This is a genomic window from Helicobacter pylori, from assembly GCA_008032935.1.
Taxonomy (GTDB): Bacteria; Campylobacterota; Campylobacteria; order Campylobacterales; family Helicobacteraceae; genus Helicobacter; species Helicobacter pylori_CX.
Window position 1 is genome coordinate 865,790 of the sequence record CP032039.1, and the last position, 19,244, is coordinate 885,033.

Below are 19,244 nucleotides of genomic sequence, written 5' to 3' on the forward strand. Positions count from 1 at the left end.
CATGCTCGCTTTAGAAATTTATATTGATATTTGCTTGAAAGACGCTTTAATAGATTATTTGTTTGAAAAAGGCTTTGATGATTTTTTTTATGTGGAATGCTATAAATACGCCGCTTCTTCGCTGCTTTTAAGCCAAAAAGAGCAGGTGAGCGGGCGCAAGGATTACGCTAAATTCAAGCTTTTTTTAAGCGATGAGATCGCTTTATCTCTAGCAAAAGCCTTAAAAAATCAGTTCGCTTCCAAAGAAATGAAATTGTTTTATTCCAAAACGCATGGGTTGTAAGGGTTTAAGCCTTATTGAATTTCAATATCCTTTATTTCCGCTTTTTTCCAAGAGATTATCGCTTGATTAAAATCAAGCTCTTTAATATTTTTGAGTTTTTTAGTTTTGATTGTGAAAAATCAAGTATAATACCCACCATTAAATGGTGCTAGGAGTTTGTAATGACTATTATTCTTAAAAATCCGCTTTCTTTCTCTCTCTCTCTCTAGTCAGCCGTTTTATCTTTTCACCCCCATATAAACCCATACCCATATAAACCTATATTTTAGGGATTTTTGCGTCTTGTTTAGATTTTAATTTTTAATTTTAAAGGATTGGTAATGATTTTACGCGCACAAACGAATTTCGTGGAGTTTTTAGAACAGGTTTTAGAAGTTTTAAAAGAAGTGGAGATCGATAAAACAGAATGCTCTACTCTTTTAGCAAGCGTTCAAAAACAACAGCTTGTGATACCCGTTGTGGGGAATTTTAGCGCAGGCAAAAGCACGCTATTAAACCGCTTTTTAGGCAGTAGCGTTTTACCTACCGGTATCACGCCAGAGACTTCTTTAGCCACTGAGTTGCACTATAGCGCTAACGAACGCATAGAGGCTTTTTCAAACAATGATGAAAAAACAGAGAGTTTTGAACTGAATGAGCAAAGTTTTGAGGCGATTAAAGACAATGCCACGAAGTATTCCTACCTTAAGGTTTATTTGAATAATGAAGCGCTAAAAGATAGCGCGCCTTTGGTGTTTGTGGATATGCCAGGCTTTGATAGCCCCATTTCAAGCCACACCCATGCCATTTTGGAATATTTAGAAAGGGGCGTGCATTTTGTCATTCTCACAAGCGTAGAAGAGGGCAACCTCACCAAACGCATGGTTAGGGAATTAAAAAACCTTTTAGAGTTTGACAAAGGCCTTAGCTTTATTTTGAGTAAAACGAATTTGAGAACGCCTTCGCAAGTGGGAGAAATCTCTCACTACATTCAAGAGCAAATCCAGGATCACCTTGATTTGACAACGCGCCTCATCCATTCCAATAAAGACAATAACGCTCTTTTAGAGGTGGCGGATAAAATAGACGCTGAAAAGCTTTTTAGCGCTTTGTATTTGAAACGATTGAAGTTTTTAAATTCCCAGTTACAAAACAGCCTAAAAAGCGTGATTAAAAGCTTTGATTATTCTAAAGAAAAGGCTTTAGAAGAAATACAAGCGTTGGATTTGAGCGTTAAAGACATTGAAAAAACCTATGAAAAATTAAGGGCTAATTTAGAAGAAGAATATTCTAGCGTGGCTGTGGGATCGGTGGTTAAAAAAGTAGTAGAAGAGGTCAGGGAGCAAAAATCCTATTTAGCCTCTTTAATCAACAAGCCTAACGAGTTCAATAGCGAAATAGAAAGCATCATGCAACAAAGCTTGATCAAAAACGCTAAATTAGAGATTGAAAAGATCAACCTTTCTTTTTCAAAAGATTTTTGCGCAGAATTTGAAAGCTTGAACAACACGCAGCTTTCTAGCGGTTTTTCTGTAAATTTAGAGCATAGCCTTGAATTAGGGATCAACGCCTTAAGCCTGTTTCTATCCAAAAACCCGGTTACAAGACCTTTCGCGCTGATCTTGCAAGGGTTAAAACCTCTTTTAAAAGATTTATTGACTTTGTTGCCTAATATCATCGCTTCATTCTTTAGAAATGAGGAAAAAGAGCGGGCGAAATTAGAAAATTGGATTGAAGTCAAAGTGATACCAGAGGTTCAATACAAGCTTAAAAAAGTTTTACCGGGCTTGTTTAATGAATGCTTGGAAAATTCCCTAAAAGGTTTAAAAGATCGGTGCGAACTAGAAATCACACATAAAAAACAAGAAATCGCGCTCGCTCAAAAGGAAAAAGAAAAACACCTAAACGATCTAGAAGCTCAAAAACAAATCTTAGAAAACAAGATCAACGCTTTAAGCGATCTAGAACAACAATATTTAAAGGATTAATAATGAACGCGCAAGAACTCATTAAAAAAAGCGCTTTAATTGAAAAAACGCTACAAGAACAAGGCTTGCAAGAAAAAGCGAGACCTTTTATCAGCGATAACGCTGTGATCAAAACCGAAGAGTTAGAAAAAACGCTAAAAGAGTTGCAAGATACAAATAGGGATCTTAAAGTCGGCATCATCGGGCGCGTGAAAGCGGGCAAAAGCTCGCTCTTAAACGCTTTGATTTTTGAGGGTGTAGAGGTTTTACCCAAAGCGGCAACGCCCATGACCGCTAGCCTTACCATTTTAAAATACGCCAAAACCCTGAGCGCTGAAGTGGAGTTTTATAGCCCAAAGGATATTTTAGAGCTTAAAAACGAACATGAAAGGTATGTAAGGGAGTTTAACAGGATTGTTGAAGAAGAAGTCAAAAGACAAAAAGAAAAACAGAGTTTGGCAAATAGGGCTAAAGAGAGATTTAAGAGTTTTGGCAACAAGTTTAACAGAAACAAAAACCCTGAAGCAGCGCCCAAAGAGAATATTTTAAGCGATGAAGAAATAGTGAAAAGGGCTGAAAGGATCGCTAAAAACGAGTTAGAAAAGGACACAAAACTCGTTTCATCACACGATCAATACGAAAAAATAAAAAAAGCGGATCGCTCAACACGGAAAAATTGGATCCGCGCATTCAAGCCAACAGCTTAGAAGATCTGAATCAAAAATTGCTCCAATTCGTGGGCGCGAACGGGAAGTATATGCCCTACACTAAAGCGGTGCAAATTTCTTTGAATAACCCCAATCTTAAAGATTTGGAAGTGATTGACACCCCAGGAGTGAACGATCCGATTGTCTCAAGAGAAGAGCGCACCAAAGCCTTATTGAAAGATTGCAATGTGGTGTTTATCGTAAGCCCTTCTGGTCAGTTTTTAACGGATAGCGATATGAGTTTGTTTGACAGGGTTTCTCATAAAGAAGGCCTTCAAGAAATTTATTTCGTGGCAAGCCAAGCCGACAGCGCCGTTCTTTCTATGAGTGAGGTAGAAAAATCCAACCAACACCTCCCTACAGCCTTTGAAAACGTGCAAAAAGCCCTTTCGTCTCAATTAAATAATATCATGGGAAAGTTGATTGAAAACTACCCTAACCAACGAGAGGTTTTTGAAAAAGCAATCAAAAATGGCGTCATTTTGGCTTCAGGGGTTTGCTTTAGCATGTATAAAGATTTCAACAACCAAGCTTCTTGGGAAAGCAAAACAGAAGAGTATCACAATGCATTACGGAATTTAACTAACGCTTACCCTGACGCTTTTAGTAGCGATGATAAGTCTAAAGAAAGCTTACTCTTTTTAAGCAACATGGGCGCGATTGAAGAGCGTTTAGAAAAAGCCGCCCAAGAGAAAGAAAAAATCATGTCTCAAAAATTGCAAGATTATGCACAGAGCCAAGCGAACAACCTCCATAATTTGATCACGCAGTTATTGCAAGACCTAGAAGATGAAAAAAAGAGGATCAAAAGCGCTGACATTAGCGCTATCAAAGAGCAAATAAAGACTTATCAAAACCTCTCTGGTAACATTGAAATGAAGTTTAGGGAAGTGTATGAAGAATTTATCTTGCATTTCATCAACAATATCAGAGTTGGCTTGGAAGAAACGTTGAAGAAAGCTATCCAAATGGCTAAAACGCGCTCTAGAGAAGAAGAGGAAGAAGAGCGTTATATTGAAAGAGTGAAGCAAGGCGGTTTGGGAGGTTTGGCAAGATGGTTTGGTAGCATTGTTGGTGAAAAAGATTGGGGCTATAATGAAGTAGAACGCACAAGAGCAACCATTAAAGCCGGAGCGGTGCTTGATTATTTAACAGAGATGCATGAACGCTGCGAAAGCGCTTTGAATGACAGCACTGATTCTTTTAAAGTCGTTTTCAAAAAAGAACTCTACGCTAAAGTCTTTAAACAATTGCGCGAAATCATCTCTGATGATTTGATTGATGAGGTGGCTTTCCAAAAAAGCGTGATAGCTGTTTTAGATTCCATTGAATTTAAAGAGTTTGATTACACTGATAAGCTTCCTGGCGAGATAAGGGGGAAAACGGGTAATTTAAAAGGCGATAAAGCTAATGCTTTCATACAAAGCGTGGGGAATTATGTGAGGGATTTTGAAGCTGAGGCTAAAAAAGATGTGAAAGGCTACATCCAAGGTTTAAGAGAGAATTTAGAAAGGCAAAACTTCGCCAGCGATACGCTTAAAAAACTTAAAGAAAACATGCAAAATTTGCACAATCAAGTGCAAAATAAAGTGCAATCCATCGCTCAATTAGAGAAACAAATCAAGGCTTTAAAGGGGATTTAATGAGCGTTAATTTTATTAAGGGCATTTTTAATGACAATAGCGCAGCTGAAAACCACTACAATACAGAGGGGTTAAAAGAACGCTACGATCTAATCGCTCGTATTTTAAACGCTAAAATGGAAAATAAAGGGCTAGAAGAATACCAGAGCGTTTTAGACAACGAGTTTTTAAAGTTCGCTAGCGGCGTGGATTCGCTCAAAGAAAAGGAAATAGCGTTACTGATGCTCCAAGAAATCCAAAAAGAATTGCAATTAGTGGCGAGCTACCCTAATTTGTTCCAAAAAACCATCGTTGCGGTGGGGGGAGGGTTTAGCGCGGGCAAATCCACTTTTTTAAACAACTTGTTGGGTTTGAAATTAAAACTCCCTGAACACATGAATCCCACTACAGCTATCCCCACTTATTGCTTAAAGGGTAAAAGAGAAGTTTTAATGGGGTTTTCTCAAAATGGAGGCATGGTGGAATTACCCCACCTTAAGTTTGACCATCAGTTTTTAAAATCCCTTGGCTTTAATTTGAAAGAAATCATGCCCTTCATGCTCTTAAGCGCTCCTAGCGCGCCTTTTGAATTTTTGTGCTTCATAGACACGCCTGGCTATAACCCCGGTAATCAAGGCTATACGGGTGGGGATAAAGAAGCCTCTAAAGAATCCCTAAAGCACGCCAAACACATTCTATGGCTTGTTAGTTGCGAGCGTGGGGATCTTCATAAAGATGATTTAGAGTTTTTGCAAGAATTATACGAAGAAGAAGGCAAGCAGGTTTTTATCGTATTGAGTAGGGCTGATAGGCGCACCAAAAGCCAATTAGAAGAAGAAGTCGCTAAACAAATTAAAGAGACTTTAAAAGATAATGGCATTGAGTTTTTAGGGATTGGCGCTTATAGCACTACAAGGTATCAAGAAATTAAAGAGTTCAGCGAAAAAAGCCCCGTTTTTGACTCGCTTGAGAAATTTTTAAAAAAGTTAAATAAAAGGAGCGAGAAACAAAACGAAATTTTAGGATATTTATACGAGGCACTTTTGATGTATGAAAAGGCTATTGAGCAAGACGCTAACCAATTCAAACGCTACCAAAAGGCTTTGCATTCTGTCAAACTGGATTTGATGCAAGAAGGCTTTGACGATTTCAACGATGCTACCTTTAATAAAATTCATTCGCTCAAAAAAGAATTTTCCGAGCAAGAGAAAACCAAAAGAGAGAATTTAGTGCAACTCAACCAAGTGATCAGCTTGTTTAAGGAAAGTATTGATAAGGTTTTTGATCGCGTGAGCGCTTTCACTTTTGAAAAATACAAAGAACAAAACGATGACGAAGAGGACGACGAAGAAAACTACAGAGAATTTGAAGAAATCAAAAAAATGGCGCTGTATTTTAGGGATCGCAATTTGTTTTACTTGGATTTGCTTGAATTGAGTGAAGAAGAATTGAGTGAAGAAGAGATTCAAGAAATTAGAGATGGTTTAGATAAATACAATGAGTTACTCCAACTAGATTATTCTTTAAAAAACCTACAAAGGATTAGAGAATTTAAAGAAGAAGATGACAACGACTATCAAGAGTGCTTAAACGATGAGGAGCTTCAAAACGATTTGCGAGAGTGGAGGGATTTAAAAAACACACCGGAAGAAACAAACCGCCGAGAATTTGAAGAAATCAAAAAAATGGCACTGTATTTTAGGGATCGCAGTTTGTTTTATTTGGATTTGCTTGAATTGAGTGAAGAAGAGATCCAAAAAGAAAGAGATAGCATGGATTATGATAATAAACTGCTCCAATTAGACTATTCTTTAAAAAATTTATCGATACTTAAAGGATACAAAGAAACAAATGAGAAAATTTATCAAGAGTGCTTAAACGATGAGGAGCTTCAAAACGATTTGCGAGAGTGGAGAGATTTAAAAAACACACCGGAAGAAGAAAATTACAGAGAATTTGAAGAAATCAAAAAAATGGCGCTGTATTTTAGGGATTATTGGATGTTTTGCTTGGATTGGTATGAATTGAGCCAAGAAGAAATCCAAGAATATAGAGAGAAAGTGGATTATAATGACAGCTTTTTCCAATTAGACTATTCTTTAAAAAACCTAATAGAGCTTAAAAGATTTAAAGAAAGAGATGAAAAAAATTATCAAGAGTCTTTAAACGATGAGAAGCTTCAAAATAATTTGCGGGAGTGGAGGAGAACAAAACGGCGGTGATTTAGATCAGAGCGTGAAAGGGTTTTTAGTTGTAGGGGGAGAGTTATTTCAAAATACCCCCCTATCCCCTTAAGAGAATGAGTTTAAAGTAAAGTAACCAAAATCCCATTTTTTAAAATTTAAAAAATTTTTTAAACTACCCTATTTTTAATCAAAGACAGCGTTTTGAATGTAAGGGCTATTTTAAACTTATTATTGTAAAATGGTGAGTTTTACAATCAATGAGATTAGGAATTTAATGGAAATTGCAGTATTTGGTGGCGGGGCGTGGGGGAGGGCTTTAGCCTTTGCTTTTGGAGAAAAGAATGAAGTCAAAATCATTTCAAGGCGGGATTTAAACGAGCCGTTAAAAAAGCTCAATGACGCTTTGATTTCTAAAGGTTCTGCCCCCATAGAGCAAGTGGATTTACAAAGAGGCTTAAAAGCAGCGCTCTATGTCATCGCTATTAGCGTGCAGCATCTAAGGGAATGGTTTCAAAACGCTTCTTTACCCAAAAACGCTAAGGTTTTAATCGCTTCTAAAGGGATAGAGGTTTTAAACAGGGCGTTTGTGAGCGAGATCGCAAAGGATTTTATCGATCCTAATTCTTTGTGTTTTTTAGCGGGCCCGAGTTTTGCGGCTGAAATCATTCAAGGCCTGCCTTGCGCGCTAGTCATTCATTCTAATAATCAGGCTTTAGCGCTAGAATTTGCCAATAAAACCCCCTCTTTTATCAGAGCCTACGCCCAACAAGACATCATAGGGGGTGAAATCGCCGGGGCGTATAAAAATGTGATAGCTATTGCGGGGGGGTTTGTGATGGCTTGAAATTAGGCAATAGCGCTAAAGCGAGTTTATTGTCTCGTGGTTTAGTGGAAATGCAACGCTTTGGGGCGTTCTTTGGGGGCAAGACAGAGACTTTTTTAGGGCTTTCTGGGGCTGGGGATTTGTTTTTAACCGCTAATTCCATTTTATCTAGGAATTATCGTGTGGGCTTGGGGCTAGCCCAAAACAAGCCTTTAGAGGTGGTTTTAGAAGAATTGGGCGAAGTGGCTGAAGGGGTGAAAACGACCAACGCCATTGTGGAAATCGCTAAAAAATACGGCATTTATACGCCTATTGCGAGCGAATTAGCCTTGCTTTTAAAGGGTAAGAGTGTGCTAGAGAGCATGAACGATTTGATCAGACGCGCTTAAAAGGAAAGAGAGCATGCAAGATTTTTCAAGTTTATTATTAAAATTACAAGAGTATTGGAAAGATCAAGGCTGTTTGGTGATCCAGCCTTATGATATTCCTGCAGGAGCGGGGACATTCCATCCGGCCACGCTTTTAAGGAGTTTGGATAAAAAGCCGTGGAATGTGGCGTATGTCGCGCCCTCTAGAAGGCCTACTGATGGGCGCTATGGGGAGAATCCTAACCGCTTGGGGAGTTATTACCAATTCCAAGTCGTCATCAAGCCCAGCCCTTCTAATATCCAGGAACTCTATTTAAAAAGCTTGGAAGTGTTGGGGATAAACCTTAATGAGCATGATATACGATTTGTAGAAGACAATTGGGAGAGTCCGACTTTGGGGGCATGGGGGCTTGGCTGGGAAGTGTGGCTTGATGGCATGGAGGTTACGCAATTCACTTATTTCCAGCAAGTGGGGGGCATTGCTTGTGGCCCTATCCCGGTGGAGATCACTTACGGCTTAGAAAGATTGGCGATGTATGTGCAAAAAGTGGAAAATATCCTAGAGATTGAATGGGCTAAAAAGGATAATGACAGCGTGCGTTATGCGCAAGTGCATTTAGAAAGCGAATACGAATTCAGCAAGTATCATTTTGAAATAGCGAGCGTAACAAGGCTGTTAGAAATGTTTAAAAACGCTCAAGCCGAAGCCTTGCATTGCTTAAAAAACAAGCTCCCCTTGCCGGCTTATGATTTTGTGATGCTATGCTCGCATTTTTTCAATATTTTAGACGCTAGAAAAGCGATTTCGGTGGCTGAAAGGCAAAATTATATTTTACAAATCAGGGATTTAGCCAAAGGGTGCGCGCTTCTTTACAAAGAGCAAGAAGAAGAAAGAGAAGAGCGTTTAAAAAACGCTTTAACAAAGGCTTAAAATGGCGTTAGTTAAGGAAGTGTTGGGAGTTTTGAATCGCCTTTCGCCTTTTGAACTCCAAGAATTGTGGGATAATAGCGGGTTGAATGTGGGGAGTGAAAATAGCGAGTTTAGCCAGATTATCGCATGCTTAGAAATCACGCTTCAAATCGCTCTAAATGCCCCACAAAACGCCTTAATCATCACGCACCACCCTTTAATTTTCAAGCCCTTAAAAACGCTTAATGATGAGTCTTATCCGGGAAATATTTTAAAAATCCTAATCCAAAAAAACATTTCAGTCATCAGCATGCACACGAATTTTGACAAAACGCATTTAAACAAGCATTTCGCGCATGTGCTTTTAGGGTTTGATGGCTTGATGGAAAAAGGCCTTATGTTAGTGAAAGAAAACGCTAATATAGAATTTGATGCGTTGGTGAAAAAAATCAAATCTTCTTTAGGGGTGGGACAATTAGCATGCGTCAAAAGTTCTCCAATCATTAAAGATTTAGCGTTTGTGTGCGGATCGGGAGCGTCCATGTTCTCTTCTTTAAAAGCACAAAGCTGTTTAATTACAGGCGATGTGAAATACCATGACGCTATGATCGCTCAATCTTTAGGGATAAGTTTGATTGACGCCACGCATTATTATAGCGAAAGGGGTTTTGCACTGATTGTGGCTGAAATTTTGCATTCTTTTAATTATTTGGTTACAATAGAGAATTTTAAAAACCCCTTGCAAATCATTTAAAGGAAAGCGATGAACACCCACCTCAAACAATTGATTGAAATTTCGCATTTGGATAAAGAAATTGACTCCTTAGAGCCGTTGATCAGAGAAAAACGAAAAGACTTGGATAAGGCCTTGAATGATAAAGAAGCTAAAAATAAAGCGATTTTGAATTTGGAAGAAGAAAAATTAGCCCTAAAATTACAGGTTTCTAAAAACGAGCAAACCCTACAAGACACGAACGCTAAAATCGCTAGCATTCAAAAGAAAATGAGCGAGATCAAATCCGAAAGGGAATTGCGCTCTTTAAACATTGAAGAATATATTGCTAAAGAGCGATCCAACCAAGCCAACAGAGAAATTGAAAACCTGCAAAATGAAATCAAGCGCAAAAGCGAAAAACAAGAGGATTTGAAAAAAGAAATGCTAGAGCTTGAAAAATTAGCGCTAGAATTGGAAAATTTAGTGGAAAACGAAGTCAAAAACATCAAAGAAACCCAACAAATCATCTTCAAAAAGAAAGAAGAACTCGTGGAAAAAACCGAGCCTAAAATCTATAGCTTTTATGAAAGGATTAGAAGATGGGCGAAAAACACGAGCATTGTAACGATCAAAAAACAGGCTTGTGGGGGTTGCTTTATTAGATTGAACGATAAGATTTATACCGAAGTGCTAACGAGTGGGGACATGATCACTTGCCCGTATTGCGGGCGTATTTTATACGCTGAGAGCGCGTATGAAAGTAACGCTCAACCTCCAAAAGAAAGTCAACCAAAAGAAAGCCAAAAAGAAAGCCAAGAATCCGTTTGATTGTTTAAGTTTTTCTACCTTTTATTGTTAACTTTGGGGCATCTTTTTTGTGCACCTTTCATCTTTTTTTGGAGCTTTAAGGAAAAATACCGCCATTCTTTAAAGGCTCGTTTTTTTCTCAAAGACAATCTTTTAAAAAGCGAGCCGATTTTTTGGTTCCATGCATGCTCTTATGGGGAGGTCAAATCCTTAGAGCCAATCATTCAGGCTTTAAAAGAGCCGATTTTAATTAGCGTTACCACTAATACCGGCTTTGAATTAGCCGCTCAAACTTATCAGCATTCTCAACATATAGAAGTGCGTTACCTGCCTTTTGAAACTTTATTATTCGCATGGGAAAAAAACTTAAAACGCTTGAAAACTTTGGTGGTTACAGAAGCGGAATTGTGGTTTAATGTGTTTGATACGGCTCAAAAATTAGGGGCAAAAACCATGCTCATTAACGCTCGCATCAGCGTCCGCTCTTACCCCAAGTACCAGCGTTTTTCTTTCTTTTATGCACTTTTATTCAAACGCATTGATTTGATTTTAGCGCAAAGCAAGGAGGATCAAAAGCGCTTGTTGAATCTAGGGGCTAAAAAAGTGGTGGATTTTTTGAATATCAAGCGTTTTTCAAAGCCTGTGATCACTTCGTTTTACCCTAAAAACCCAAGCGCTTTAAACATTGTTTTAGCCAGCACGCATGAGGGCGAGGAGGAATTAGGGTTAAAAGCGTTTTTGGAGTTCAAAAAGACGCATAAAAACGCAAGGCTCTTTATCGTGCCGCGCCACCCCGAGCGTTTTAAAAGCGTGCAAAATTTGTTGCAAGATATTTTAAAAACGACGCCTTTTAGTTGGGAGTGTTTTTCTTCAAAGGGTTTTGTGGAATGCGATATTTTGTTAGTGGATAGCTTGGGGGAATTGAATAACTTCTATGCGATCGCTGATATTGTCATTTTAGGGGGTTCGTTTGTCAAAATGGGGGGGCATAACCCTTTAGAGCCGGCGTTTTTTAATACGCGCCTAATCACAGGGGAGCATCTTTTCAACCAAGTAGCGTTGTTTGAGTTAGTCAAGCCTTATAAAATCGTTCCAAAAGAGGATCTGTTAGGCGCTCTTTTAGATTACAAAAATTTAGGCGTGGCGCGTTTTTTAGAAAACGGGCATGATCTAAACGAATTACTCGCTTTCATCAAACATTAAAAGGACAAAGGATAAACATGGAAAAAGCTTATAAAATATTGAGTGTTCAAGAAAACGTTTCGCATAAAAAAGCTAAAGCTTTGATTGATTTGGGGTTAGTGAGTATAGGGGGGAAGAAATTGAGCATCGCCAGAAAGGAATTACCCCAAAACACGCTTTTTAGCGTCCAAAAGGTTGAAAAACCCGGCGTGATTTTTGAAGATGAAAACATTCTAGCCCTTTTTAAACCCCCCTTTATAGAGAGCTATGATTTAATCTCTTTTTTCAAAGGTTGGGTTTTGTTGCACCGCTTGGATAAAGAAACAAGCGGGGTGATTTTATTGGTGAAAGAAAATTCAGAATTCCACTTAAAAGCTAAAAAGGCTTTTAAAAATAGGGCGGTTAAAAAGGAGTATTTAGCTCTCGTTCAAGGGATTGTAGAAGAAGAGCGAGAAATCAACGCCCCCATTCTTACCATTAAAACCACTAAAGCTTTCAGTAAAATCTCTAAAAAAGGGCAAGAAGCGGTTACAATCATCACGCCCTTAAGAATCATCAACAAAAAAACCCTTTTAAAAGTGGGGATCAAAACCGGAAGAACCCACCAAATCAGAGTCCATTTAAAGCATATCAACCACCCCATTATAGGCGATACGCTTTATAATAATGAGCCAGGTTCAGCCAAACGCTTGATGCTCCATGCGCATAAAATCGTGCTACTAGGGTATGAATTTGAAGCGATCCCCCCTAAAGAATTTGAAATTTAAGGATTGATTATGAACGCTTGGAATACGATTTATGATCAATTTAACCCTATCGCTTTTAGTCTTGGCGGTATTGAAGTGCATTGGTATGGTTTGGCGTATGCGTGTGCGATTGTTATCGCATTTTACATGGCGTTAAGAATGATTCAAAAAGACCCCAAACGATTCCCCATTGAAAGGAAGGAATTTGAGAGTTATTTTCTATGGGCGGAGCTTGGCATTGTGCTAGGGGCAAGGATAGGATACATTCTTATTTATGAGCCTAATTCTGGCTATTATTTGACGCATTTTTGGCAAATCTTTAACCCCTTTGATAGCCATGGGAATTTTGTAGGCATTCGTGGGATGAGCTATCATGGGGGGCTAGTAGGGTTTTTGATCGCTTCGTATCTTTATAGCCGTAAGGATTTGAAAAAGCTTTTGATTTATTTGGATTTGATTGCGATCAGCCTGCCTTTAGGGTATGTTTTTGGGAGGATTGGGAATTTTTTAAATCAGGAGCTTGTGGGGAGGGTTGTCCCTAAAGACAGTCATTTAGGGCAAATCATAGGCATTATGGTGGATAACGAGTTGCGTTATCCCAGCCAATTGATTGAAGCGTTTTTAGAGGGGGTTATCGTGTTTTTAATGGTGATGTGGGCTAAAAAACACACCAAAACGCATGGGTTGCTCATCGTGGTTTATGGTTTGGGGTATTCCTTGATGCGCTTTATTGCGGAATTTTACAGAGAGCCGGATAGCCAAATGGGGGTTTATTTTTTAAATTTGAGCATGGGGCAGATTTTAAGCTTATTTATGGTAATTGTTTCGTTAGGGATTTTATTGTATGCTACAAAAATTCTAAAAAAATAAAGGAAAATCAATGAAATTTTTGGATCAAGAAAAAAGAAGACAATTATTAAACGAACGCCATTCTTGCAAGATGTTTGATAGCCATTATGAGTTCTCTAGCACAGAGTTAGAAGAAATCGCTGAAATCGCCAGGCTATCGCCAAGCTCTTACAACACGCAGCCATGGCATTTTGTGATGGTTACTAATAAGGATTTAAAAAAACAAATTGCAGCACACAGCTATTTTAATGAAGAGATGATTAAAAGCGCTTCAGCGTTAATGGTGGTATGCTCTTTAAGACCCAGCGAGTTGTTACCACACGGCCATTACATGCAAAACCTTTACTCGGAGTCTTATAAGGCTAGAGTGATCCCCTCTTTTACTCAAATGCTTGGCGTGAGATTCAACCACAGCATGCAAAGATTAGAAAGCTATATTTTAGAGCAATGCTATATCGCTGTGGGGCAGATTTGCATGGGCGTGAGCTTAATGGGATTGGATAGTTGCATTATTGGAGGCTTTGATCCTTTAAAGGTGAGCGAAGTTTTAGAAGAGCGTATCAATAAGCCTAAAATCGCATGCTTGATCGCTTTGGGTAAGAGGGTGGCAGAAGCGAGCCAAAAATCAAGAAAATCAAAAGTTGATGCAATATACTTGGTTGTGATTAAACAAAATCAAAAACTTTTTAACTATAATCAAACCTAAATTAAAGTTTAAGGAGTGGTATTTTGTTTAAAAGAATGGTTTTAATCGCTCTTTTAGGGGTGTTTTCAAGCGTTTCATTAAGCACTAAGAGTCTTTTAAGAGATGATGGGATTTTAGTCTCTGATTTAAAGGGCATGAAATCAGAACTGTCTGATGCTCCCGCTTGGGTTTTTGAAGACCCTAAAGTCCCCTACGAAGAAATGGGCGTGGCGTATATCCCTGTTAATAATAAATATTTAGGGATTGAGCAAGCGACCTTAAACGCTAAATTGAGCTTGATCGTGGTTTTTCATGAAATCATGTTGAAGTATAAAAAACGCTTCATGGAGCAATTCCATGAGTCCGAGCAAACGGCTACGAATATCAGCTACGCTATCTATAATTACCTAGCGACTAAGATTCAAGTAGCCTACACCTATACGAATTTAAAATCGGAGGTGGCTGTGGTGAAAATCAAGCTAGTGGGTTGTCAGATTGAGCAAATCAAAAGGTATTTAAAAGCGAGCGTTGAAAACCTTAACGATAATGAAATCGCTTACATCGCTAAGGTCGCTCAAAAAGAATTCGGTAGCGTTTGTGCATTAAGGTAGTTTTATAGTATTCTAGCGAGCATGTTTAGGGCATGCTCTACGCTTTTATTTTGAATACTCTCTCTGTCCCCTTTAAAAAAACAACGATCAATGAAAGCTTGAGATCCTAACTTTTGCGCACCAATATAAATCGTGCCTACCGGATTAGCCTTACTCCCCCCATTAGGGCCAGCCACCCCACTGATCGCCAGCGCTAAATCCACTTTAAAATTGAAAAACACGCCTGATAGCATTTCTTTCACGCATTCTTCGCTATAAACCCCAAAGACTTTTAAAGTCGTGGCATTGACTTTCAATAATTCGCGCTTAACCTCTTCACTATAACACACAACACCCCCCATAAAAACCGCTGAAGCCCCGCTAATGGAAGTGAATGCATGCGATAATAACCCCCCAGAGCAGCTTTCAGCCACCGCCATTTTTAAATCTAAAGATTTCAAGCGCTCTATTAAAGCGTTTGCGCTTTTTTGATGATCGTCTAATTCCACAATATTGGAGTTAAAAAGCGTTTTAAGATAGATTCTTGCTTGTTTGATATTCTTGCCTTTTAATTCAATGCAATCTTCTTTGACTTGAGCGAGAATGTCTAATCGTTTCAATTCTTTTTCAATCAAAATAAAACCGCTCTCATTATCCATATTCAAAAATTTAAATTTCATCTTTAACCTTTCAAAACCCTAAATTCAGCGTGCGCCATAATTCTTCCACTTCTTCTAATTCTAAATCAATCGTGCTTTGAGTGCAAAAAAAAGCTTGGATTTTTTCTAAATCTAAGCTTTTAGCTTTCAAACAAGAGGGGTGTGCTAAAACAAACCCTTGCGCTAAAGCGACAGAACGCTCTAATTTTGCATCGCATAAAAAACAAGAATTGTAACTTTGCAAGCGCCCTTCAAAATTCAAAAGCGTTGCATACATTTCTAAAATCACTCTTAAGGGGTGCTGTTTGGAGAGTTTGTTAGCCCCATCATCTAAAGTGTCAAAATAGATGCTATCCAAAGAATGCACGCCCTCTAAATGCCTAAACAAGAGGGCGCAAAAGCGTTGCCAAAAAAACAAGCGCTCCATTTCTCTTTCCCAAATATAGCCTAAATGCAAAATATTTCTTAACTTGGGTAAAAATTTATCATCGTTTTCTTCTTCAAAATCAATTTTACGCCCCACATTCAGCACGCTATGGCGTTTGCCATAGAAACGATAGAGGGTTTTGAGTTGGTTTTTGGTTAAAACGCGCACGATCAAATCTTCATCTCTTATGCTTTGTGTTTGTAAAAGAAACCCTTGCATCGCTACTCTTAAGCTAATTTGGTTTATTATAAGCAAAACTTGGATACAATCCTAATAAAACTGCAAAATTAAGGAAAGACATGGGATTTGCAGATTTCTTTAAAAATTTTAAGATCAATAAATTGCGGACAGCACCAAGTAAGGAAGAACAGCCAAGCCATTGGGTGAAATGCCCTAAATGTTATGCGTTAATGTATCATAAAGAAGTGTTTAGTAAATACAGCGTGTGTTTGAAATGCCATTACCATTTCCGCATGAACGCAACTGAAAGGATTGAATTTTTATGCGATGTGGGGAGTTTTGAAGAGTTTGACAAGCACTTACGGCCTAATGATCCTTTAAATTTCGTGGATAAAGAGAGCTATAAGCAACGCATTAAAAAATACGAAAAAAGGACTAACCGCCCAAGCTCCGTGATCAGCGGTGAGGCTAAAATTAATCGCATGCCTTTGCAGATCGTGGTGTTTGATTTTAGCTTTATGGGGGGGAGTTTAGGCTCTGTGGAAGGCGAAAAGATCGTAAGAGCGATCAATCGTGCGGTCGCTAAAAAAGAAGCGTTATTGATCGTTTCAGCGAGTGGGGGGGCTAGGATGCAAGAATCCACTTATTCGCTCATGCAAATGGCTAAAACGAGCGCGGCTTTGAACCGATTGAGTGAGGCCAAACTCCCTTTCATTTCGCTCTTAAGCGATCCCACTTATGGGGGCGTTAGTGCGTCTTTTGCTTTTTTAGGGGATCTTATTATCGCAGAGCCAGGGGCGATGATAGGTTTTGCAGGGCCTAGGGTGATTAAACAAACCATAGGGGCGGATTTGCCTGAGGGCTTTCAAACGGCGGAATTTTTATTAGAACATGGCTTGATTGATATGATTGTGCATAGGAAGGATTTGAAGAAGACTTTGAGCGATCTCATCGCTATGATGACCCATAAGACTTCAAAGATTTTTTAAAGTTTTAACATTGATGCGTTGCGTGGTGTATTCTATCGCTAAAAGTTCGCCCCTAGATTTGGTGAAAAGCTATCAAAAGCAATGCAAGCGATTTGATTGCGAGTTGGAATTAGTGGATTTGTTCCCTAAAAATACCGCCAACGCTCAAAAAGTTTCTAAAGAACTCGCTCAAAAAAGCTACTCTCTAGCCTTTGAGCCGTATTTAAACCCTAAGGCAAAAAATATTGCCTTACACCCTGAAGCTCAAAGGGGCGACAGCTTTGCGTTTAGTAAAATGTTAGAAAATCATCTTAATATTAATTTTTTTATCGCTGGAGCGTATGGGTTTGAAGAAAAGTTTTTAAAGGATTGTCAAGCTTGGAGTTTGAGCGAGATGACTTTTAGCCATGAAGTGGCTAAAATTGTCTTGTGCGAGCAAATTTATAGGGCTTTGAGCATTATTTTTAAGCATCCATACCACAAATAGGAGGTGCGCATGCGTTTTTACATTATCTTTACATTTTTATTTATTGTGGGTTTTGGTGTGTTTGTTTATAGTATTGATCCGCAAGCTTACGCCTTTAATTTAGGGAGCTACAGCTTTAATCTTCCCATTGCGGTATGGCTTATGGGCGTTTTAGGCATGTTTGCTTTTTTTTCATGGGTTTTTTTATTCAAGCACAATCTCAGCCATAAAATCCGCTTATACCACGAAAAAAGGGATTTTGACAAATTGCTCAAACAAATCCTATCCCAAGACACTCAAAAGACTTTTTTAAAAACGAAATTTAAAAGCGATCTCGCTAAAAACCTCTCCCAGATCTTAGCCCGCTATGATTTAAAAGCTGATTTAAACACGCCAAGTAGCGGGTGTGAAAAAGTGGATAACCTTTTTAAACATTACCACAATATAGAAAATAACACCCTTGAGCCTAAAGATCACGCTAAACATTCGTTAGCTTATGAGCATGCTTATTTTTCTAAACGCTTGAAAGCTTTCATTCATAACGATTTAAAAAACGCCTTTGAAGTTTTAACAAACGCGCAAATCCCCTTGGAATTACGCCGCTACGCTTTTATAGAAATCGCCCAAAAAGGCAGCAAAAAAGAGGTTTTAAAGGCTTTGAATGCGATGCAAGAGAACTTGGATAAAGAGTGCGTGAAGTCTTTTTTAAAAGCCTTTTTTGAAAAATCTTTAAACACAGACACTTTAAAGATTTCAGAGCTTTGCAAAAAGGTGGGTTATGACAAGAACGATTATTTGAAGCTTGCGCAAAAAGCGCAAAAATTTCTTGTCCCCGATCAATGGTTCCAGTTTTTTGAGATTTTAAGCCAAGAAGACGATAAGGCGCAAAAAGCCTTTTTATTCGTGTTGTTAGAATTAGAAATGAACGATCTCGCTAAGGAGCATCTAGCGGTTTTATCTTTTGAAGAATACATGCTTTTAAACGCCTACATGGATTTGAAACAAGAGCATAAAAAAGCCTATAAGTTGGAAGCGTTTTTGTAGGGGGTTTGTTTTGTTTCATGGCTTTAGGGCAGATAGAAATAGATGGTTGCAAAAAATTCAAGAAATGGGCTAATGGAGTCGCTCTTAGTGCCAAATGACAAGAGAAAAGACGCTAATGCTTTAAACCTTGATGAAACTAACCCTAAAAGAAACAATTAAAGCCAAAAATACGCTTTAACCCGCCATAAAAAGTTTTAGTAACCCGTATTTGATGAAAACAGAGCTTTTTTATTTTTTAAATTTTTTATGAATTTTATCCGTCTTTTAAAAATACTTTGCTCAATCAATACAACAAAAGAGTTTTAAGAAGATTTAAAAAAAGGGCTAAAAAATAAATTTGTGCTTTTAAAAGATGATATTTTAAAAGACGATAAGGGTATTAAAGAATACCCCAAATAACGCTTTAAAAACGCACCACCATAGTGGCCATGTATGAACCTGATTTGAAGTTGCTAGGAGCACCTTCGGGCAATTTGATATGGAAATACTTTTGACAACCATTAACCGCTTTTTCATAATTTTTAGTGAAAGAATGGTGATGGCGGTTTTCTAAAGGCCCTTTCATGTGTTTGCTCATCAACGCAGAATGCTTTAATTTGACAAATAAAAGCAAGTTTTCACCGAACAACGATTTCATCGTGAAAGCGAACGCTCGTTTATAAAATGTCCGTTTGTCAATATCAATCCCAATAATCCCACTTCCAGCCGAATAGACCGAAGGTTTTGAATACAACTTCAGATCATCGCCACTCAAAACGCTTAACAAAATCCCTAAACTTATTAGTGTCCTAACCCCATTTTCTTTCCTTAAGATATAACATTATCCGTATGTTTAACAGATAAGGAAATTTAACTTAAAACACCTTAACGATTGATTAAAAAATTAAAAAAAATGTATTTTTTTAAAAAGCGTTACGATTTAGAGGTTTGTGAAGATTTTTATAATTGGTGGTTATTTTTGAATAACTTTTTTTAATTGATTGATAATGAAATAAGACTCTTTTTTAATCCAATAGGGATCGCTAAAACCTTATTTTAATTTTAAAAAATGGGATTTTTAAATTTTTAGGTCAATGCCCAA

17 protein-coding genes and 4 pseudogenes are annotated in these 19,244 nt (G+C 38.1%); 17 read left to right on the top strand and 4 right to left on the bottom strand.

Annotation, left to right across the window (positions count from 1 at the left end; genetic code table 11):
- The first annotated feature begins 1 nt into the window (after position 1).
- The 14 genes and pseudogenes from D2C78_04375 (at position 2) to D2C78_04440 (ending at position 14,440) form a co-directional block, all read left to right on the top strand.
- Positions 2–283, top strand: a complete 282-nt coding sequence (locus D2C78_04375; protein QEF35200.1) for a DUF3240 domain-containing protein — start codon at positions 2–4, stop codon at positions 281–283.
- A 320-nt stretch (positions 284–603) separates the two neighbouring features.
- Positions 604–2,250, top strand: a complete 1,647-nt coding sequence (locus tag D2C78_04380) for a GTPase (protein ID QEF35201.1) — start codon at positions 604–606, stop codon at positions 2,248–2,250.
- Positions 2,251–2,252: 2 nt separating this feature from the next.
- Positions 2,253–3,581 (top strand): annotated as a pseudogene (locus tag D2C78_04385) (ATP/GTP-binding protein).
- Between the two features lie 379 nt (positions 3,582–3,960).
- A pseudogene (locus D2C78_04390) lies at positions 3,961–4,002 on the top strand (hypothetical protein).
- Positions 4,003–4,578: 576 nt separating this feature from the next.
- The gene (locus D2C78_04395) at positions 4,579–6,780 is read left to right on the top strand and encodes an ATPase (protein ID QEF35202.1); all 2,202 of its coding nucleotides are present in this window, start codon (positions 4,579–4,581) and stop codon (positions 6,778–6,780) included.
- Positions 6,781–7,018: 238 nt separating this feature from the next.
- Positions 7,019–7,956: pseudogene (locus D2C78_04400) on the top strand (NAD(P)H-dependent glycerol-3-phosphate dehydrogenase).
- 13 nt (positions 7,957–7,969) lie between these two features.
- Positions 7,970–8,866 carry a glycine--tRNA ligase subunit alpha gene (gene glyQ, locus D2C78_04405; protein ID QEF35203.1) on the top strand — a complete coding sequence of 299 codons (897 nt, stop codon included), beginning with the start codon at positions 7,970–7,972 and terminating at the stop codon, positions 8,864–8,866.
- A gap of 1 nt (position 8,867) precedes the next feature.
- Entirely contained in the window at positions 8,868–9,599 is a 732-nt protein-coding gene (locus tag D2C78_04410; protein QEF35204.1) for a Nif3-like dinuclear metal center hexameric protein, read from the top strand.
- Between the two features lie 9 nt (positions 9,600–9,608).
- Positions 9,609–10,388, top strand: coding sequence for a hypothetical protein (locus D2C78_04415; GenBank protein ID QEF35205.1), 780 nt, complete (start codon positions 9,609–9,611; stop codon positions 10,386–10,388).
- Positions 10,389–11,570, top strand: a complete 1,182-nt coding sequence (locus D2C78_04420; GenBank protein ID QEF35206.1) for a 3-deoxy-D-manno-octulosonic acid transferase — start codon at positions 10,389–10,391, stop codon at positions 11,568–11,570. It begins immediately after the preceding gene.
- A gap of 17 nt (positions 11,571–11,587) precedes the next feature.
- Positions 11,588–12,316: an RluA family pseudouridine synthase gene (locus D2C78_04425; protein QEF35207.1), complete on the top strand. Its 729-nt coding sequence runs from the start codon at positions 11,588–11,590 to the stop codon at positions 12,314–12,316.
- Positions 12,317–12,325: 9 nt separating this feature from the next.
- On the top strand, positions 12,326–13,165 hold the full coding sequence (locus D2C78_04430; GenBank protein QEF35208.1) for a prolipoprotein diacylglyceryl transferase: 840 nt from the start codon (positions 12,326–12,328) through the stop codon (positions 13,163–13,165).
- A gap of 10 nt (positions 13,166–13,175) precedes the next feature.
- On the top strand, positions 13,176–13,850 hold the full coding sequence (locus D2C78_04435) for an NAD(P)H-dependent oxidoreductase (protein ID QEF35209.1): 675 nt from the start codon (positions 13,176–13,178) through the stop codon (positions 13,848–13,850).
- Positions 13,851–13,873: 23 nt separating this feature from the next.
- Positions 13,874–14,440 carry a hypothetical protein gene (locus D2C78_04440; protein QEF35210.1) on the top strand — a complete coding sequence of 189 codons (567 nt, stop codon included), beginning with the start codon at positions 13,874–13,876 and terminating at the stop codon, positions 14,438–14,440.
- Positions 14,441–14,442: 2 nt separating this feature from the next.
- Here D2C78_04440 and D2C78_04445 read toward each other — a convergent pair whose 3' ends face one another.
- Together D2C78_04445 and recO are read right to left on the bottom strand one after the other, a co-directional pair.
- Positions 14,443–15,099, bottom strand: coding sequence for a nicotinamide-nucleotide amidohydrolase family protein (locus D2C78_04445; protein QEF35211.1), 657 nt, complete (start codon positions 15,097–15,099; stop codon positions 14,443–14,445).
- Between the two features lie 10 nt (positions 15,100–15,109).
- Positions 15,110–15,724, bottom strand: a complete 615-nt coding sequence (gene recO, locus D2C78_04450; GenBank protein ID QEF35212.1) for a recombination protein RecO — start codon at positions 15,722–15,724, stop codon at positions 15,110–15,112.
- A gap of 80 nt (positions 15,725–15,804) precedes the next feature.
- Between recO and accD the strand changes: the two genes are divergently transcribed.
- From accD to D2C78_04465, 3 genes are read left to right on the top strand one after another with little or no spacing between them, the layout of a single operon-like run.
- Complete coding sequence (accD, locus tag D2C78_04455) at positions 15,805–16,674, top strand: acetyl-CoA carboxylase, carboxyltransferase subunit beta (GenBank protein ID QEF35213.1); 870 nt, start codon at positions 15,805–15,807, stop codon at positions 16,672–16,674.
- Positions 16,675–16,687: 13 nt separating this feature from the next.
- Positions 16,688–17,140, top strand: coding sequence for a 23S rRNA (pseudouridine(1915)-N(3))-methyltransferase RlmH (gene rlmH, locus D2C78_04460; protein ID QEF35214.1), 453 nt, complete (start codon positions 16,688–16,690; stop codon positions 17,138–17,140).
- Positions 17,141–17,149: 9 nt separating this feature from the next.
- Entirely contained in the window at positions 17,150–18,163 is a 1,014-nt protein-coding gene (locus D2C78_04465) for a LapA family protein (protein ID QEF35215.1), read from the top strand.
- Positions 18,164–18,337: 174 nt separating this feature from the next.
- Here the strand turns inward: D2C78_04465 and D2C78_04470 are convergent.
- Positions 18,338–18,450, bottom strand: a pseudogene (locus D2C78_04470) (branched-chain amino acid aminotransferase I).
- Between the two features lie 116 nt (positions 18,451–18,566).
- On the bottom strand, positions 18,567–18,929 hold the full coding sequence (locus D2C78_04475) for a hypothetical protein (protein ID QEF35216.1): 363 nt from the start codon (positions 18,927–18,929) through the stop codon (positions 18,567–18,569).
- Between the last annotated feature and the right edge of the window lie 315 nt (positions 18,930–19,244).

Coding starts and splice junctions, on each gene's coding strand:
- D2C78_04465 (QEF35215.1), top strand. CDS start 17,150: ATGCGTTTTTACATTATCTTTACATTTTTATTTATTGTGGGTTTTGGT.
- D2C78_04415 (QEF35205.1), top strand. CDS start 9,609: ATGAACACCCACCTCAAACAATTGATTGAAATTTCGCATTTGGATAAA.
- glyQ (QEF35203.1), top strand. CDS start 7,970: ATGCAAGATTTTTCAAGTTTATTATTAAAATTACAAGAGTATTGGAAA.
- D2C78_04410 (QEF35204.1), top strand. CDS start 8,868: ATGGCGTTAGTTAAGGAAGTGTTGGGAGTTTTGAATCGCCTTTCGCCT.
- accD (QEF35213.1), top strand. CDS start 15,805: ATGGGATTTGCAGATTTCTTTAAAAATTTTAAGATCAATAAATTGCGG.
- D2C78_04435 (QEF35209.1), top strand. CDS start 13,176: ATGAAATTTTTGGATCAAGAAAAAAGAAGACAATTATTAAACGAACGC.
- D2C78_04430 (QEF35208.1), top strand. CDS start 12,326: ATGAACGCTTGGAATACGATTTATGATCAATTTAACCCTATCGCTTTT.
- recO (QEF35212.1), bottom strand. CDS start 15,724: ATGCAAGGGTTTCTTTTACAAACACAAAGCATAAGAGATGAAGATTTG.
- D2C78_04425 (QEF35207.1), top strand. CDS start 11,588: ATGGAAAAAGCTTATAAAATATTGAGTGTTCAAGAAAACGTTTCGCAT.
- D2C78_04375 (QEF35200.1), top strand. CDS start 2: ATGCTCGCTTTAGAAATTTATATTGATATTTGCTTGAAAGACGCTTTA.
- D2C78_04380 (QEF35201.1), top strand. CDS start 604: ATGATTTTACGCGCACAAACGAATTTCGTGGAGTTTTTAGAACAGGTT.
- D2C78_04395 (QEF35202.1), top strand. CDS start 4,579: ATGAGCGTTAATTTTATTAAGGGCATTTTTAATGACAATAGCGCAGCT.
- rlmH (QEF35214.1), top strand. CDS start 16,688: ATGCGTTGCGTGGTGTATTCTATCGCTAAAAGTTCGCCCCTAGATTTG.
- D2C78_04445 (QEF35211.1), bottom strand. CDS start 15,099: ATGAAATTTAAATTTTTGAATATGGATAATGAGAGCGGTTTTATTTTG.